General features: G+C 35.8%; 14 protein-coding genes. 11 read left to right on the top strand and 3 right to left on the bottom strand.

Annotation, left to right across the window (positions count from 1 at the left end):
• Window positions 1-109: 109 nt before the first annotated feature.
• From L6651_RS05030 to purH, 11 genes are all read left to right on the top strand, one after another.
• The gene (locus L6651_RS05030) at window positions 110-1,687 is read left to right on the top strand and encodes a cell wall-binding repeat-containing protein (RefSeq protein ID WP_237036902.1); all 1,578 of its coding nucleotides are present in this window, start codon (window positions 110-112) and stop codon (window positions 1,685-1,687) included.
• Between the two features lie 237 nt (window positions 1,688-1,924).
• On the top strand, window positions 1,925-3,202 hold the full coding sequence (locus L6651_RS05025; RefSeq protein ID WP_237036901.1) for a YkvI family membrane protein: 1,278 nt from the start codon (window positions 1,925-1,927) through the stop codon (window positions 3,200-3,202).
• 362 nt (window positions 3,203-3,564) lie between these two features.
• Window positions 3,565-4,839 carry an L-cysteine desulfidase family protein gene (locus tag L6651_RS05020; RefSeq protein WP_237036900.1) on the top strand — a complete coding sequence of 425 codons (1,275 nt, stop codon included), beginning with the start codon at window positions 3,565-3,567 and terminating at the stop codon, window positions 4,837-4,839.
• Between the two features lie 69 nt (window positions 4,840-4,908).
• Window positions 4,909-5,529: a GntR family transcriptional regulator gene (locus tag L6651_RS05015; RefSeq protein WP_237036899.1), complete on the top strand. Its 621-nt coding sequence runs from the start codon at window positions 4,909-4,911 to the stop codon at window positions 5,527-5,529.
• Window positions 5,530-5,601: 72 nt separating this feature from the next.
• Entirely contained in the window at window positions 5,602-7,065 is a 1,464-nt protein-coding gene (gene guaB / locus L6651_RS05010; RefSeq protein WP_305067695.1) for an IMP dehydrogenase, read from the top strand.
• 307 nt (window positions 7,066-7,372) lie between these two features.
• Entirely contained in the window at window positions 7,373-8,059 is a 687-nt protein-coding gene (locus L6651_RS05005; protein ID WP_237036897.1) for a phosphoribosylaminoimidazolesuccinocarboxamide synthase, read from the top strand.
• Between the two features lie 150 nt (window positions 8,060-8,209).
• Entirely contained in the window at window positions 8,210-8,686 is a 477-nt protein-coding gene (purE, locus tag L6651_RS05000) for a 5-(carboxyamino)imidazole ribonucleotide mutase (protein WP_237036896.1), read from the top strand.
• Window position 8,687: 1 nt separating this feature from the next.
• The gene (locus L6651_RS04995) at window positions 8,688-9,965 is read left to right on the top strand and encodes an amidophosphoribosyltransferase (protein WP_237036895.1); all 1,278 of its coding nucleotides are present in this window, start codon (window positions 8,688-8,690) and stop codon (window positions 9,963-9,965) included.
• Window positions 9,966-9,973: 8 nt separating this feature from the next.
• A complete protein-coding gene (gene purM / locus L6651_RS04990; RefSeq protein WP_237036894.1) occupies window positions 9,974-10,996 on the top strand; it encodes a phosphoribosylformylglycinamidine cyclo-ligase in 1,023 nt (340 codons plus the stop codon).
• A complete protein-coding gene (gene purN, locus L6651_RS04985) occupies window positions 10,986-11,600 on the top strand; it encodes a phosphoribosylglycinamide formyltransferase (protein ID WP_255784624.1) in 615 nt (204 codons plus the stop codon). The genes purM and purN overlap by 11 nt, the downstream gene beginning before the upstream one ends.
• The gene (purH, locus tag L6651_RS04980; protein WP_237036893.1) at window positions 11,588-13,102 is read left to right on the top strand and encodes a bifunctional phosphoribosylaminoimidazolecarboxamide formyltransferase/IMP cyclohydrolase; all 1,515 of its coding nucleotides are present in this window, start codon (window positions 11,588-11,590) and stop codon (window positions 13,100-13,102) included. Before purN ends, purH begins: the two co-directional genes overlap by 13 nt.
• Before the next feature lie 48 nt (window positions 13,103-13,150).
• Here purH and L6651_RS04975 read toward each other — a convergent pair whose 3' ends face one another.
• From L6651_RS04975 to L6651_RS04965, 3 genes are all read right to left on the bottom strand, one after another.
• Entirely contained in the window at window positions 13,151-13,288 is a 138-nt protein-coding gene (locus tag L6651_RS04975; RefSeq protein ID WP_237036892.1) for a hypothetical protein, read from the bottom strand.
• Window positions 13,289-13,317: 29 nt separating this feature from the next.
• Window positions 13,318-15,162 carry a cell wall-binding repeat-containing protein gene (locus L6651_RS04970; RefSeq protein ID WP_237036891.1) on the bottom strand — a complete coding sequence of 615 codons (1,845 nt, stop codon included), beginning with the start codon at window positions 15,160-15,162 and terminating at the stop codon, window positions 13,318-13,320.
• A 124-nt stretch (window positions 15,163-15,286) separates the two neighbouring features.
• Window positions 15,287-17,311 carry a cell wall-binding repeat-containing protein gene (locus L6651_RS04965; protein WP_237036890.1) on the bottom strand — a complete coding sequence of 675 codons (2,025 nt, stop codon included), beginning with the start codon at window positions 17,309-17,311 and terminating at the stop codon, window positions 15,287-15,289.
• Window positions 17,312-17,369: the final 58 nt, after the last annotated feature.

The following is a 17,369-nucleotide window of genomic DNA, read 5'->3' as shown; positions in this document are numbered from 1 at the left end:
TTTTCATAGGTGTTTTTTATTATCCAATTCATAACGCTTATATGATATAATAATAAAAAATATATGTAGTAATACCTAAACATTAGGAAAACATTTTACGGAGGAGAGAATGAAAAAAATAATCAAACAGACAACTGCACTAACACTGGCGGTGGCAATTGCAGGTTCCACAATAGGAACAAGCTTTGCCCAAGAAACAAAAGAGACGAAGCAAGTACCAACAGTAAAAGTAGAAAGAATAGCAGGAAAGAACAGATACGAAACATCAGTAAAGATTTCAAAAGACTATGCAATAGTTGGAGGTAAAGTCATAGTAGCATCAGGAGAAAACTATGCAGATGCACTATCAGGCTCCCCACTATCAGGAGAGATAGACGCGCCAATACTTCTAACATCAGCAAAAGAAACACCGGCAGTAGTAAAGAAAGAAATAAATAGAATAAACCCTGCAAACACATATGTGCTAGGAGGAACATCATCAGTTTCAGAAACACAACTAGGTGCATTACCAAATAGCCAAAGAGTTGCAGGAAAAGACAGAATAGAAACTTCCATTAAAGTAAACGAACTAAGAAAAGAAAATACCACACTAGAAAAAGAATCAATCTACAACGCATTTAACTATCCAGACGCTTTGTCAGCAGGGCCATTGGCAAGAGCGATGAAACTAGAACTAATACCAGTACAAAAAGCAAATAATCCAAGCTATATCTTTGGAGGAAAAAGCACAGTTAAATATACTGGAGAAGTTGAAAAAAGATTTTCAGGAAAAGATAGATACGTAACATCCGTAGAAATAGCAAAGCAATTTGCAGAAGTAAACGGTGGAGTAAAGAAAGTAGTAATCGCATCAGGAGAAGACTACCCAGACGCATTATCATCATCCATAGTTTCAAAAGCAGAAAACGCACCAATACTTTTAGTTAGGAGCAATACCCTTCCAGAAGAAGTAAGAAACTTTATTAAGGACAATAAGGTTGAAGAAGCTGTAATTATTGGTGGAACGTCATCTGTTTCAAATGGCGTTATGCAAGAACTAAAAGATGTTTATAAGCCAAAAGCGCCTGCTCCAAAACCAAAATCCACCGATTTTAAATCTAAATTTAATAATGGTGAACAAGTATCTCTTGAAGCGATAGAAGCAGAGTTAATCAAACTTGTAAATAAACTTAGGGCGGACAATGGAGCTTCACCACTGGTTGCTTCTGAATTAAATAGAAAAGAGACCATGTTACGTGCATCTGAAATGGCGGAGTATGGAAATATTGCCGTAAATGGAATTCCACATGTAAGACCTAATGGAACTTTCTTCTACACTGCCTTTGAAGAAGGACTGGGCACTGGAGAAAATATAATTTATTTCATTACTAATTATAAAAATGGAAAACTCTATGCCGCAACAAACTCAAGAGATTTTAATAATCCAGCGAATATTGCTAAGTCATTTTTTGAACTGTGGTCTAACTCACCGGGCCATAGGGCAAATATGTTAAATCCTGAATTTAAAACAATGAATCTTGGCGTTCAAATAAATGAAAGTGGAAAGGGAGTTGAACCTGTTTATCCAAAGGCACCAGGCAGATACACCATGATAGGAGTTCAAATATTTAGTTCATATACCGATGATGAGATAATTGAACTTAGAAAGAATGGGCCAATTGAAATTGAAGGAATTTATTTCGAATAAAGAATAAAAGAGTAGTGTAACGCTGCTCTTTTTATTTCAGGAGATAGCAGGATTTTCTCTGGAACTTTTAGCAGTTATACTTACAAATATTTATCATTATAGTAATGATTTTTATAAGTATAGGATTTGTTTCATATCAATTTCCATATTTTCTTTTGCTGTTTACTATCTAAATTTGCATTAATACAAGCCTTCTGCTATTATTGATAGATGTTAATAAAAAAGAAGTGGGGAGACATGACTGAACAACTAAGAACAAATATTAGAAAAGATAGAATAAAAAGAGCTATTATCATGGCTTTTGCGTATGTGGGAGTTTTGACTGGAGCTGGACTTGCTTCAGGACAAGAACTTTTACAATACTTTGTAGGATTTGGTGTTCCAGGACTTGTAGCAGTGGTGGTTACGGGACTTTTACATGTAGCATTCGGTTACATTATATTATCAATGGGATCACATTTCTTAGCTACTAAACATAGTGAAGTTTTAGAACAAATGACTCATCCTTTAATTGTAAAATTATTGGATATAGCGCTTATGATTACTTGCTTTGTTATAGGTTTTGTAATGATAGCAGGAGCGGGATCGAATTTAAATCAACAGTTTGGTATACCTAGCTGGATAGGGGCTTTAATATGTGTAGTACTTATTTTGATAGTAAGTCAATTTGATTTTGAAAAAGTATCAGCTGTAATAGGGTCTTTTACACCATTTATAATAATTTTTATTATTATGGGCACCATTTATACAATATTTTGGGTTGATGTAGATTTAAAAACATCTACTGAAATGACCAAAAATTTAAGCAGGGCCATTGACAATGTAGCATTATCAAGTTTAAATTATTTTTCTATGTGTATGATTACAGGTGTATCTATGGCTTTTGTATTGGGTGGGGAAGAATTTAATAACAAAGTTTCCAAAACAGCAGGTATATTTGGAGGTTTTATAGTAGGTTTTATAACTACTGTTGCAACATTTACTTTATATGCAAATCTTCCATATATTATAAATTCAGACTTACCAATGCAAGCTATTATCACAAACATTCACCCGATACTAGGAAGTTTTATGTCCATAGTAATATATGGAATGATTTTCAATACAGGTATTTCATTATATTATGCTTTAGCGAGAAGAATTTCAGGCGATGATAAAAAGAAATTTAATTTAACTTTAACCATCCTTGCACTTACAGGATATGGACTTTCATTTGCAGGATTTAAGAAACTTATAGCTATCATGTACCCTATAATTGGGTATATGGGAATAGTTTTGATACTTGTTATATTTTTAGGTTGGATTAAAAATAAATCAAAGATTAAAAAAGAAGCAGAAATAAGAAATAGAATTTATGATCTCATATTTGCTAAAAAAGATCCAGGTCAAGATTTTTCACATAAAGATTCTAAAGAATTAGAAAAGCTTAAAAACCAATCTATTGCTGAAGATGATGACTTTAAAGAAAATGTTGGACAAGCTATAGATAAACATATAGATAATATTGATGACTAAAGCATCAATATATTTACAACGAGAGTTATCTTGCCATAATAAAACTACGGGTAAGAACAATTATAAAATGCGAAATATAATAAACGCTAATTATAGTACAACTCAAAAAGTAACTGTGTCATAAGGTGACCGCACAAAGTTGGACTTTATATCAGAGACATTTAGAAATATTTGTCTCTGTTTTTTTATGTTTTGTAAAATTCTCCTAGGAGAAATCACCTCTAAGCTGCATTTATTTTTCTATTTATTTTAAAAAAGATTAAAGATTTTTTAATCGATACAACTAAAACCAATACACTTAAGCCCTTGAAATATCGTCGCTTTGCTGATATGATTAATAATAATACCAACAGGAGGGAAGTATGGTTTCTTATAAGGATTTTGAAAAAGTTTTGCTTGATGAATTACAGCAGGCACTTGGTTGTACCGAACCTATTGCCATTGCTCTTTGTGCCGCGAAGGTAGGAGAGTATTTAACTGCAAAGCCCGAAGACATAGAGGTGTACTGTTCTAAAAATATTATTAAAAATGCATGGTCGGTATTGGTACCAAACTCTCAAGGTATGAAGGGAATATTGACAGCAGTGTCCCTTGGAATCATTGGAGGAAATTCTTCAAAGAGTTTAAGAGTACTTGAAGACATTAACGATGAAGATATAAAAAATGCCAAGGAGCTAATTGAAAATAAAGTTATAAATACACATGTGGCAGAAGTTCCAAACATGTTATACATAAGAATAGAGGCTGTAACTGCAAATGAAAAAGTTACTGTGGTTATAGAAGACAGCCACGACAACTTTACATTTATAAAAGTGAATGACGAAGTTATATTTGAAAAGGACAGCGACAACGAAATTAGCGAAGCTGAAGACAGATCCTTTTTATCCGTTGAAAGCATTATTGACTTTGCAGATAATGTTAACCTAAATGATATTCCAGAGTTAATTGAAAGACTGGACCTTCAAATCAAATCCAATATGGAAATTGCGAAGCGTGGACTTAGTGAAGACTACGGCGCAAGGATTGGTCAAACTATAAAGAATAGTACCAGGGGAAGTGTTGAAGACGAGATAAAGGCCATGGCATGCTCCGCCTCCGACGCCAGGATGGGAGGATGCTCACTGCCTGTGGTTATAAACTCTGGTTCCGGTAACCAAGGAATAACTACATCTGTACCTGTAATCGTATTTTGCGAAAAGGAAAATATTTCAAAGGAAAGACTTTACCGCGGGCTAATGGTTTCAAATCTAATTGCAATTTACCAAAAGTATTATATTGGAAAGCTATCTGCATTTTGCGGTGCTGTGTCTGCCGGATCTGCCGCTGCATGTGCCATTGGTTATTTAATTGGCCTTGATGAAGAAAAAATAGAATTTATTCTTACAAATGCCTTAGCAACTTCCGGGGGAATTGTTTGTGACGGTGCCAAGGCGTCTTGTGCATCAAAAATTGCAGTGGCACTGGACAATGGTCTTCTTGCATTAGAAATGGCAAAGAGGGGAATTGAATTTGAATACATGGACGGAATTGTTGGAAGTGATTGTGATACAACTGTAAAAAATATTGGCAAGATGGCCAGCGAAGGCATGAAGAATACTGATGATAAAATACTTGAAATCATGCTTGAGCAAAATTAATTAATTTTTTTTGGGATTTGGTATATAATAGTTACCAAATCCTATTTTATAATAGCAAAGGAAAGAAAGATGACATTAAGGGAAAAAGTTTATAACTCTATAAAACTGGATATTGTTTCGGGAAAGTACAATCAGGATGATATTTTAAATGAAAAAAATTTGATGCTGAAGTACAATATAAGTAAGGCACCCGTTAGAGACGCCCTTATTGAACTTTGCAATGAAGGTGTGCTTAGAAGTATACCTAGGCTTGGCTATGTAATGGTAAACTATTCCAAGGAGTACTTGGACGGCATTTTAAAATTCAGAGAGTTTTTAGAGCCGCGTTATCTCGATGAGTATTGGGATAGAATTACCGACGATGATATTTTAAAGCTTGAAAGCTTACATATGGAACATTTAGAAAAAGCTTCCAGGGAGGATCCAGTTTCATATTGGAACACCAACATGGATTTTCACTTGACTCTCGCTTCTTTTTATCATGATGAATACTTTTATGATATTTTGGAGAATGCATTTCAAAAACAAATGCTAGTTTTCTCCCAGTATTATTGGAATAATTGGAAGAGGGAAGTCTTTGACATCTATAGCCATCAGCACAGTGAATTTCTAAGTTATCTAAAGAATAGGGACAGAAAGAAGGCGGTTTTAGAACTTCGAAGAGATATTGAATACTTTATGAAGGGATAACCCTAGGTTGTTGACAAAGAAAAGAAAAGTTGTTAAAGTACTATTAAAAAATTACAAGATTATAGGAGGCGCATTATGAAATTTGTAGGAGAGGGCTTAACATTTGATGACGTATTACTAGTACCAAGAGAGTCACATGTTCTTCCCCACGAAACAGAATTAAAAACTAGATTGACAAAGAAGATTGAACTAAATATTCCACTAATGAGTGCGGGTATGGACACTGTAACCGAGTCTAGAATGGCAATAGCCATGGCAAGACAAGGTGGTATTGGTATTATTCATAAGAATATGACCATCGAAGAGCAAGCTAAACAAGTTGATAGAGTTAAGAGATCTGAACATGGAATTATAACAGACCCATTTTATCTATCTCCTACAAATAGCGTTAAAGAAGCCCTTGATGTAATGGCTAATTATAGAATCTCAGGAGTTCCAATTGTAGATGAAGAAATGACTCTTGTAGGTATCTTAACCAATAGAGACGTTAGATTTGAAGAAAACCTAGAGCAAGAAATCAAAAATGTAATGACACAAAAGGAAAAACTTATCACTGGTAAGGAACATATTTCAATGGACGATGCACTTGAAAAAATGAAAAATGCAAGAATTGAAAAGCTTCCTATAGTTAATGACGAGTTTAAACTAACTGGACTTATTACAATCAAAGACATTGAAAAAGCTATCCAATATCCAAACTCTGCAAGGGATTCAAACGGTAGACTACTTGTAGGTGCAGCTGTTGGTATTACAGCTGACATGATGGAAAGAGTAAGCGCATTAGTTAATGCAAAGGTAGACGTTATTACAATCGACACAGCACATGGCCACTCTGCAGGAGTTTTAAAAGCAGTTAAGAAAATTAAGGAAGAATATCCTGAAATTCAAGTTATTGCAGGTAATGTTGCAACATACGAAGCTACAAAGGCTTTAATCGAAGCTGGCGCAGACTGTGTTAAGATTGGTATCGGACCTGGATCAATCTGTACAACAAGAGTTGTAACAGGTATTGGTGTACCACAAATAACAGCAATTATGGAAGCTTCTAAGGCAGCAGTAGAATATGATGTGCCAATTATAGCTGACGGTGGTATTAAGTACTCTGGAGATATTATAAAGGCAATTGCAGCAGGTGCCGACGTTATAATGGCCGGTTCACTATTTGCAGGAACTTCAGAAGCTCCTGGTGAAGAAGTGCTATACGAAGGAAGAAGATACAAAGAGTATAGAGGAATGGGTTCAATCGGTGCAATGAAATCAGGTTCAGAAGACAGATACTTCCAAACAGGTACAAAGAAATTTGTTCCAGAGGGAGTTGAAGGTAGAGTTCCATTCAAAGGCAAAGTTGAAGATGTAGTTTACCAAATGATTGGTGGACTAAGAGCAGGTATGGGTTACATTGGAGCTAAGGACATTCCAGAAGTTAAAGAGAGAGCTCACTTCGTTAAGATAAGCTCAGCTTCACTAATCGAAAACCATCCACATGACATCTCAATAACAAAAGAGTCACCAAACTACTCAATCTTTTTAAAATAATAATTAAGCCCAAGGTAATCCTTGGGTTTTCTTTTTAGCTAATTAAAGCCTTGTAAAAGAATTGTTAAAAGCAAAAAAATCCTTGACGACTACAATTAAACTTGATACTATGTATCCGTAACGAGTTCATGAAATTATTTAATTTTGTGAGCGAAAGTGTACCTAGGGATCCGGGCGATAGCACAGGACCAAGCGGTACGATGCCCTTACATAGGGTACACACCTGAGGGAAAAAAGCCCAGAGGGGTAGGTTTCGCTTAACCTACCCTTCTGGGCTCGTTTTATTTCAAGGAGAAAGGTGATAAAAATGGCAAACATTAGAGAAGGAAAGACAAAAGATTTTGTACAAGAAGAAGGAAGATGCTACTTTAGATTCAAAGACACCATGACAGGAACAGCAGATGGATCTTTTGACACTGGTGGCAACATGGTTGCAGGTTCTAAAGAAGGCGCTGGACTTGAAAGTTTAAAAGTATCAAAATACTTCTTTGAAATCTTAAAGGAAAAGGGAATTAAAACTCACTACATCTCTGCAAACCTAGATGAAAGAACAATGGACATCAAAAAGGGAAAACTATTTGGTGATGGACTTGAAGTTATAACTAGATTTGTAGCAGTTGGTTCTTTTATTAGAAGATATGGCAAGTACGCCAAAGAGGGACAAAAACTTGACGCCTATACTGAAATCACTTTAAAAGACGACGAAAGAGAAGATCCTCTAATCACAAAAGATGCACTTGTTATGCTAAACATTTTAACAGCTGAACAATATGAAGAAATCGTAGCACTAAATGTAAAAATTTCAAACATAATCAAAGATGAATTGAAGAAACATGGACTAGACCTATACGATATTAAACTTGAATATGGTATGGTTGATGGTACAGATGAAATTGTATTAATAGATGAAGTTTCCGGTGGAAATATGAGAGCCTACAAAGGCGACACATATATTGAACCACTTGAACTTTCAAAATATTTAGACATTAAATAAGAAAGAGTACCTAGGGATCCGGGCTACGCACAGGACCGAGCGGTACAAGGCCTTAGGGCTGACACCGAAAGGACAAAAGCCTGGACGGGGAGGTTTCGACCTTCCTGTTTGGGCTATTTTTTATTTGAAATAGAAAAATAGGAGGATAAGATGAAAGTTACTGTAATAATGGGATCACTATCTGACAAGGAAATTGCAGATAAAGTTGTAAGGACATTAAAAGAGTTTGAAATAGAATATGAAGTTAGAGTTATCTCAGCTCATAGAGCACTGGGAGAACTAGTTAGATACATGGACGAAACAAAAGAAGAAACTGGAGTGTACATTGGTATTGCAGGAATGGCAGCACACCTTGCCGGCGTTATGGCAGGTTCAACCACAAGACCTGTAATCGGAGTTCCAGCAAAGTCAACAGCCCTTGAAGGCCTTGACGCACTACTATCAACTGTTCAAATGCCAAAGGGAGTTCCAGTGGCAACAGTTGCAATAAATGGTGGGCAAAATGCGGCAGTACTTGCTGCAAGAATACTAAGTCTTTCCGATGAAAAGCTTGCAAAGAAATTACAAGATTACAAGGAAGACATGGAACAAAAAATATTAGATAGCAAATACACATTCGAGGGTTAAAATGTCAGGATTAATTGGAGTATACAGTAGAGACGGGGAACAAAATGTATTTCCCCACCTATATTATGGATTACATGCCCTACAACATAGGGGCCAAGCGGAGATGGGAATAAGTCTTTTCAATAATAAAAAGATAAACGAGATAAAGGGCAAAGGACTTATCTCCGACAACATTACAGACGAAAATGTATCAAGCATAAGCGGTGACAAGGGCCTTGCTCATTGCAAATACGCTTTTAAAGATGACGATGTAAATTCAAAGACAATGCCAATCATCTACGACATCGACGGCGAAGCCATGATTATAATTGATGGAAAGATAATCAACGAAGACTTCGAAATGAGAGAGCTTGTTACAAAATTAAAAAATAGAGAAAAGGGACTTTCAAAATACATCTCAAGCCTAGAGGGAGCCTACTCAGTTATATACATGGACAATGAAAAGATGATTGCCTTTAGAGATGTTTATGGTATAAAACCACTTTCCATTGGAAGCACCGAAGATTTTATTGTGGTGGCATCGGAAACCTGTGCCATTGACACCATTAACGCAAAGAATGTTCATCCACTAAGACCTGGTGAAATCTACATCGTAGATCAATACGGAGAGTCATCCCACTTTGCAAAGGAAAAGGACCACGCACTATGCCTTTTTGAACTTGTTTACATTGCAAGAGAGGACTCATACATCGACGAACTTTCCGTTTACAAAGCTAGATACAACATGGGAGCAACCCTTGCAAAGGAAAGTCCAGTTGACGCAGACATTGTAATTGGCGCACCGGACTCTGGGATGATTGCGGCCCTTGGATATTCTAAAGAGTCAGGCATTCCATATCAAAAGGGAATTGTAAGAAACAGATACATCGGAAGAACTTTTATAAACCCTTCCGCAGATATGAGAAACTTTTCCGTTCATTTAAAACTTGCCGCAATTAAACAAAACATCCGTGGAAAGAATGTTATCTTGGTTGACGACTCCATCGTTAGGGGAACAACCATCAAGAGAACTGTAGATATACTTAAAAAGGCAGGAGCAAAGTCAATCCACATTAGAATTTCGTCACCACCGGTAATTGAAAATGAAAACCTAAGTATCGACATTCCCGACAAGAGCGACCTTATTGCTGCCAACAATACCATTGAAGAGATGGAAGAGATGTTAGGATGTGACTCATTAAGATTTTTATCAATTGAAGGCATTAGAGAAGCCTGTGGAAATAGAAACTTTTACGAAAAATATTTTGGCGGGTATAACCCCCTTGAACAAAATAAATAGGAGGAAATATGTCAATAGATTACAAAGCAGCCGGCGTTGATAAAGAAGCTGGTTACGAAACGGTTAACCTTATTAAGGATATGGTAAAGAAGACCCATGATAAAAACGTACTAACAGATCTAGGTGGATTTGCAGGATTATATGATATCGGATCATTTAATTACAAAAATCCCGTACTAGTTTCTGGAACCGATGGAGTTGGTACAAAGGTACTTATTGCAAGGGAACTTGGAATAAATAACACAATTGGACAAGACTGCGTTGCCATGTGTGTGAATGACGTGCTTTGCCAAGGTGCAAAACCACTATTCTTCCTTGATTACATTGGAACAGGTAAGGTTGTACCAGAGAAGATGGCACAAATCGTTGAAGGCGTTTCAGAAGGCTGTTACAAGGCAGGCTGTGCACTAATCGGTGGCGAGACTGCGGAGATGCCAGGAGTGTATGAAGAAAACGACTATGACCTTGCTGGCTTTGCAGTTGGTATTGTAGACAAGGACAAAATTATTTCTGGTAGTAGCATTAGACCGGGAAATGTTCTATTTGGATTAAAATCTTCTGGAGTTCACTCCAACGGATTTTCACTAGTGAGAAAAGTTGTAGAGACTGCAGGACTTAAGTACAGCGACAAATTTGGTGATACTACCCTTGGAGAAGCACTGCTAGTTCCAACAAGAATTTACGTTAAGACCATGCTTGCCCTAATGGACGAAGTTGAAGTTAAGGGAATGTGCCACATAACAGGTGGAGGACTTTATGAAAATGTTCCAAGAATGTTACCTGAAGACACAAAGGCAAAAATAAATCTTAAGGACTTTGAAATTCCTGAAATATTTAAATTAATTGAAGAAAAGGGAAACATCCAAAGAGAAGAGATGTATAACACATTCAACATGGGAATTGGATTTGTCTTTGCAGTGAACGAAAAAGATAGCGAAAAAGTTAAAGCCTTCTTTGAAAACACAGATGAAGAGCTTATAGAACTTGGAACTGTAGAAAAAGGGAATAGGGAAGTTTGCCTTGAGTACTAAAAATATTGCAATACTTGCATCGGGATCAGGCTCCAACGCCCAAGCCATAATGGATGCTTGTAAACAAAATGAAATTGCCGGGGTTGTCAGGATAATCATATCCGACAACCCTAAGGCATATGTGTTACAAAGGGCGGAAGAAAATAATATTAAAACAGTTGTGGAAAGGGATTTTGAAAAAATAAAAAATCTCCTGGAACAAGAAAAAATTGACTTAATAGTTCTTGCGGGATATTTAAAAATTCTTCCAAAGTCTTTTATAAAGCAATTTGAAAACAAGATTATAAACATACACCCTTCACTAATCCCTTCATTTTGTGGCGAAGGGTTCTATGGCGAACATGTACATAGGGCGGCCATTGAAAGAGGTGTAAAAGTTTCTGGATGCACAACCCACTTTGTAAACGAGATTGCAGATGGTGGACCGATAATTTTTCAAAAGGTAGTTGAAGTAAAGCAAGATGACGACTACAAGACCTTGGCTAAAAGGATTCTTGAACAAGAGCATCCACTACTTGTAAAGAGTTGTAAATATTTTTGTGAAGACAGACTGGAAGTAAAAGGACATATGGTATATATAAAGGAGAAAAAATGCGAGCATTAATTTCTGTTTATGACAAGGAAAATATAGTTGAATTTGCAAAAGAGCTGGAAGATTTAGGATGGGAGATTATCTCCACTGGAGGTAGCTTTAAAAAATTAAAGGAGGCAGGAGTAGCTGTTAAAGAAGTTTCTTCAGTTACAAACTTTCCCGAAATACTTGGAGGTAGAGTAAAGACCTTACATCCATTTATCCACGGTGGAATTTTATTTAGAAGAGACAACGAAGAAGATGTTAAGACGCTAAAAGAACAGGGCATAGAGTCCATCGACATGGTGGTAAATAGCCTATATCCATTTAAAGAAGTGATTGCAAAGAAGTCAAGCCACGAAGATACAATCGAAAACATCGACATCGGTGGTCCATCCATGATTCGTGCCTGTGCAAAGAACTATAAGCACTGCCTAATAGTTACAGACAAGAGTCAGTATGACGAAGTTATAAAGAGATTAAAAGAAAAGACAGACACGGAAGACTTCAGAATGAAACTTGCAAAAGAGGCCTTTCAATTAACTGCCACCTACGACAGTTTAATCGCCGACTACTTTAACACAAAGACAGAAGAAGAGTTTCCTGAAAAATTAAACAAGTCATTTGAACTAGTTCAAGAGCTTAGATATGGAGAAAATCCACATCAAAAGGCAGCCTACTACGAAGATGCCACACCATTTGGAAAACTAGAATTAAAACAGCTTCATGGCAAAGAGCTTTCATATAATAACCTAAACGACTTAACCGGTGCTTTCAAAGCCAACAAAGTATTTGACGAACCATGTGTTGTTGCAGTTAAACATACAAACCCATGTGGCATTGGAGTTGGAGAAAATATTTATGAAGCCTACACCAAGGCCTACGAATGTGATTCAGTTTCAATCTTCGGTGGAATTATCGTACTAAATAGAGAAGTTGACAAGGACACTGCCCAAAAGATGTCAGAAATATTTTTGGAAGTAATTGCAGCACCATCCTTCTCAAAGGAAGCAGTAGAAATTCTTGAAGCAAAGAAAAATATTAGATTAATAGAAATCTCCAACATGAACGAAGTAAAACTTGAAGACAAACAGATAAAACAAGTTCTAAATGGAATTTTAGTTCAAGATGTGGATGACACATTATACACCGGCGAACTTGACTTTGTAACAAATAGAAAGCCGAGTGAAGAAGAATTAAAACAACTTGAATTTGCATGGAAGTGTGCAAAGAGCGTCGCATCAAATGGAGTTGTAGTTGCAAAGGACGGACAGACCCTAGGCATTGGACAAGGAGAGACCATGAGGGCGTGGGCCGTTGAAGAAGCACTAGACCGAGCGGGAGAAAAAGTAAAGGGCGCAGTATTTGCTTCCGACGGATTTTTCTTTGTAGATACAATGGAACTATTACATGAAAAGGGAATCACTGCCATAATCCAACCAGGAGGATCAGTGAAGGACCAAGATGTAATAGATTATGCTAACGAACACGATATGGCAATTGTATTTACCCACACAAGACATTTTAGACATTAAAAAATCGGCATAGGAATTCTCTTATGCCGATTTTAAAATTTATAAAAATTATTTTAAGTTCTCTATAACCTTCTTAAGTTCCATTACCACTTCATCTATTTCCAAACGAGTGGAATTTTTTTCAGCATACTCATCTGCTTCATTAAGTTTTCTCTCCACATCGTTAATTTGGTTAATGTTTTTCATTTTAATACCTTTTTTAGTTTAAATGATATTTAAGGTTCTGTTTTTGGAGTGGTTGGAGTTTTGTTTTCATCAGGTTTTTTATTTTCTGTTGGTTTTTCGTTTTCTTTTTCATCTGGTTTTACTTCAGGTTTTTCCTCTAAACCTTTTACAGCATTTTCTAAAAGTACTTTTACATCTTCCACTTCTTTTTGAGTTGCAGATTCTTTTAGAACTTTTTCAGCCTTAGTTATGGCATCTGTTAAAGCTTGCTTTGACTCATCAGTTTTATTTGTTAGGTCAATTGCCTTTGCGTCTTTAATTGCTTTTTCTAGTTCAGCCCTGCTTAATATTTCTGGTTTCTTTGGACCGTTTAACAATTCGTCTTCAGTCATACTATCTAGCATTAAAGTACCAGATATAAAACTGAAACCTTTATATGTTTTACTTAAATCTCCACAGTAAGACTCTAAGCGAACTGTTTTAAACCCTTTTCCTAACATGTTAGCTTTATGTTTTGGAGAGTTATACCAAGCATCGAAAAAAGATTTAGCTACTGATTTTTCATTTATTTCAGACCCACTTGAGAATAAGAGTTTATTTTCTTTATTTGAATTATAAACATCTACCCATTCAACACCTAAATTTTCGAATTTTGATTTACCGTCAATTTTATCATTAAACAACGTAGAATATTCACTTCCATCAGGTCTTACATGATGCTTACCATGGAAAGGTCCATTAATTCCTGCTGCGGCTAATTCTTGAACTCTCTTAATAGAACCTTCTTTGTTAACTTTAGATATTGTTAAAGGCTCTACGTTATTTTTAGCTCTAAGGTCATTTATTAGCTTTAAGAATTCTTCATTAATTAAATCTCTATCTAATTTGTTGTTGTAGTAATCTTTAATCTTTGCCGCTTTTTCTTCAAGGAGAATTCCATTTTCAACTTCCTTAGCAATAGCGTTAAGCTGTAGAACAACTTCCACACCTACTGAAGAATTACCACCAACTATATGAATTTTAGCGTCACCTTTTGACTTAGCAATAAAGTCTTTAATAAATGCTTTTGTTTCTTCTGGTATTTCTCTTTGCTTTACTAACAAGATTGGAGCTTTTAATTCCTTTGCAGCTGTAATTGATGTTAGAGCATCTGCCATGTTTTGTCCACTTGCTATAATAAGATTTTTTGTTTCGGCATTATCTTTTACATATTCCTTAGCGATTTCTACTGATGTTTCATATCTAGTCTTGCCTGAAAATCTTGTTACATCAGTTAAGTTACTTGGAACTGTAGTTTTTCCACCGAAGATATAATTAATCTTTTGATTGTAGTAATGACTTGGTGCATTTACATGAGGTAATAGTTGAGTTTTTCTTTGACCTGCCAACGGACCAGCCGCTAGAGCATCCGCATCAGCATAGGCGTTGTATAAACCTATTGTCTTACCTGTTTTTGGATATTCTCTAATTTTATCTATTTCAAGAGCTGTTTCGGTTCTTGTCTTTCCAGCAACTCTCTTCACATTGTCCGCCTTAAGTTCGTTTTTCACTTTATTTGATACAGAACTTTCTCCACCGACAATAGTGATTTCTGATATATTCATTTTACTAAGTCTGTCCTTAGTAGCCTTTGGTATATCATTTTGTCTAACTAATAATATAGGAAGATCTTTGTCATATGCCAGTGGTCCAACTGCCAATGCGTCAGCAAAGTTTTCGCCGCTTGCAATAATAATTTCATCTTCCTTGCCGTATTTGTCGATTAATTTAACGGCTGTTTCATATCTGTTTGAGCCATAGACTCTCTCCACTTTTAAAACTTCAGATGCTTTTGTTTTTCCTGTAGGAATAAGCATTGCACCTGCTAAAAGTACAGCTAAAATTTTTTTATTCATATTAACTTCCTCCTTTAGTACTTTAATAACATTATACAATATAAAACTATTTTAAGGGGGATTAAATTACATTAAAAAATCGGCATAGGATTTCTCTTATGCCGATTATTCTTTATACCTAGGTCTAGTCTTCACCTTTAATATAATCTATAAATGGATTGTTCACCCAAATCTTTTCTGCAGTTGCAGTGCTTCCCTTTAGAGTTTCATTTAAAGTCTTAATAACTTTTTCGCTATCTTTTTCAAGGGTAAATGTGTGAAGGATTAGATTGTCTTTTTCTATTCTATTGTCGATTAGGTTTCCGTAGCCTTCGCCCATTTCTGCAGTTGTACTATATAGTGGAACCCACCATGAGTCTGCAATTCTGTTTTCGCCTTTAGGCATATCCTTTGTCTTCATTGCATTTGCAATAACTATTTTATCAAGTTTTTGCATATCTTCTTTGTTTTCAAATTCAATATAGATATTAAACTCGATTGAGTTTGCAACCATCTTGTCGTCTTTTACCTTAACAACTTCATACTTGTCAGTTGCAGGAGCTGGTTCGCCCCATTCTTTTCTATATTCATATGCAGAAGACTTTGGTTCTATGGCAACTTTACCTTTAATACCTTCCATTCTTAGGATGGCTAATAGTTGGTTTACATTTGCAATTGAGTCGTGGCTGTAAACAAAAGTTTTGCTCTTATCAAATGAGTTTGCATAGTCCTTTGAGATTATGTTAAAGCCTGTAGCTACATTTTTTGTAATAAGTTCAACACCGGCTCTAAAAGCGTCGTTATTTGTTAACACTTTTGCCTTGTCGTACTCTTTACCAAGTTCAAATGCCACATATGGATTTGAAATGTCTCCAGACTTCATGTTACACTTAAATTCGTTATTTGAAGCAAGTCCCTTAACCATTTTGTCGATAATTGGTTTTAATTCTGTTCCCTTAATGAAATCTTTTAAAGTTCCAGCTTCAACATTTGAGCCTAATTTATATGCAGCAGCTGCCTTTAAAACTGCTTCGTCATATTCGCCAGCTTCAAGGGAAAGTACCTTAAGGGCTTGTTCCTTAGTGATAACTCTTGTTAGTTCAGAAACTTTATTTCCAGCAGTAAATAGATTTATTATATCTAACTTTTCGTTTCCAGTTAGTGCTGGTCTATTCTTTGCATCTTGTAGTTCCTTTGGCATTTTGCCTAGGGCATATGAAAGGGCTGAGTCCTTTCCATAAAGCATATTTATAATATTGTTTTCAGAAACTGAACTGTTTCCACCTACAACTACAATTTCTTTAGCGTTTTCTTTTACAAATGAAAGTACTTGTTCATTTACTCCGTCCTTTGTAACAAGAACTATAGGTGCGTTAAGTTGTGCTGCAGCTGATGATGCTGATAGTGCATCTGGATAGTCTTCGCCGCTTGCAATGATTACTTTATCAAGTTCGCCAAATTCTTTTTTGTATTCCTTTGCAACTTCAAGTGAAGTAAGGTATCTATTTGTACCACTAATTCTTCTTTCTTCACCCTTTACAGAACTTTTTCCACCGATTATAACGGCGTTTTCAATATCCTTTGTTGAAGGTGCAAGATTTAACTTGCTAAATTTAGCTTCTTTATTTCTTCCTGCAAGAGGACCTGCAGCAAGTGCGTCAGGATATTTTTCTCCATCTGCTACATAGTTTGTAATATTTTCCTTTGCAATTTCTTTGCCAAGTAATTTGTATCTAAGTTCGCCAATCTTTTCAGAAGTCTTATATCTATTTGCTCCTGAAACTCTTTCAACAGGGTAGGACTTTGAAATTTCTCTTTCCACGTCCATTGACACTGTTGACTCTCCACCAAGAATATATACCTTTTCAGGTTTTATTCTTTCAAGTTCTTTCTTAGTGTTTTCGTTAAGTGTTTTTGAGCCAGTTAAAAGTAGTGGCCATTTTTCTTGAATGGTCAATGTGCTTCCAACAAGGGCATCGGGAAATACTTCTCCGCTTGCAACTACAACTACTTTAGATTTTTCATAATATTTTTGTGAAATCTTAGTAGCTGTTTCATATCTGTTTGCTCCACTGATTCTCTCTACCTTTAAACCTTGTGATGCGTTTGATTTACCTGCAGGAATTAACATTGATCCTGCTAAAAGCACAGCTAAAAATTTTTTATTCATTTGCATTTCCTCCTTTAGTACTTTCAATATCATTATACAACAAAAGAAAACCTTTTTT

Source organism: Mediannikoviicoccus vaginalis (genome assembly GCF_928097925.1).
Taxonomy (GTDB): Bacteria; Bacillota; Clostridia; order Tissierellales; family Peptoniphilaceae; genus Mediannikoviicoccus; species Mediannikoviicoccus vaginalis.
This window is presented reverse-complemented; position numbering and strand designations above follow the sequence as displayed.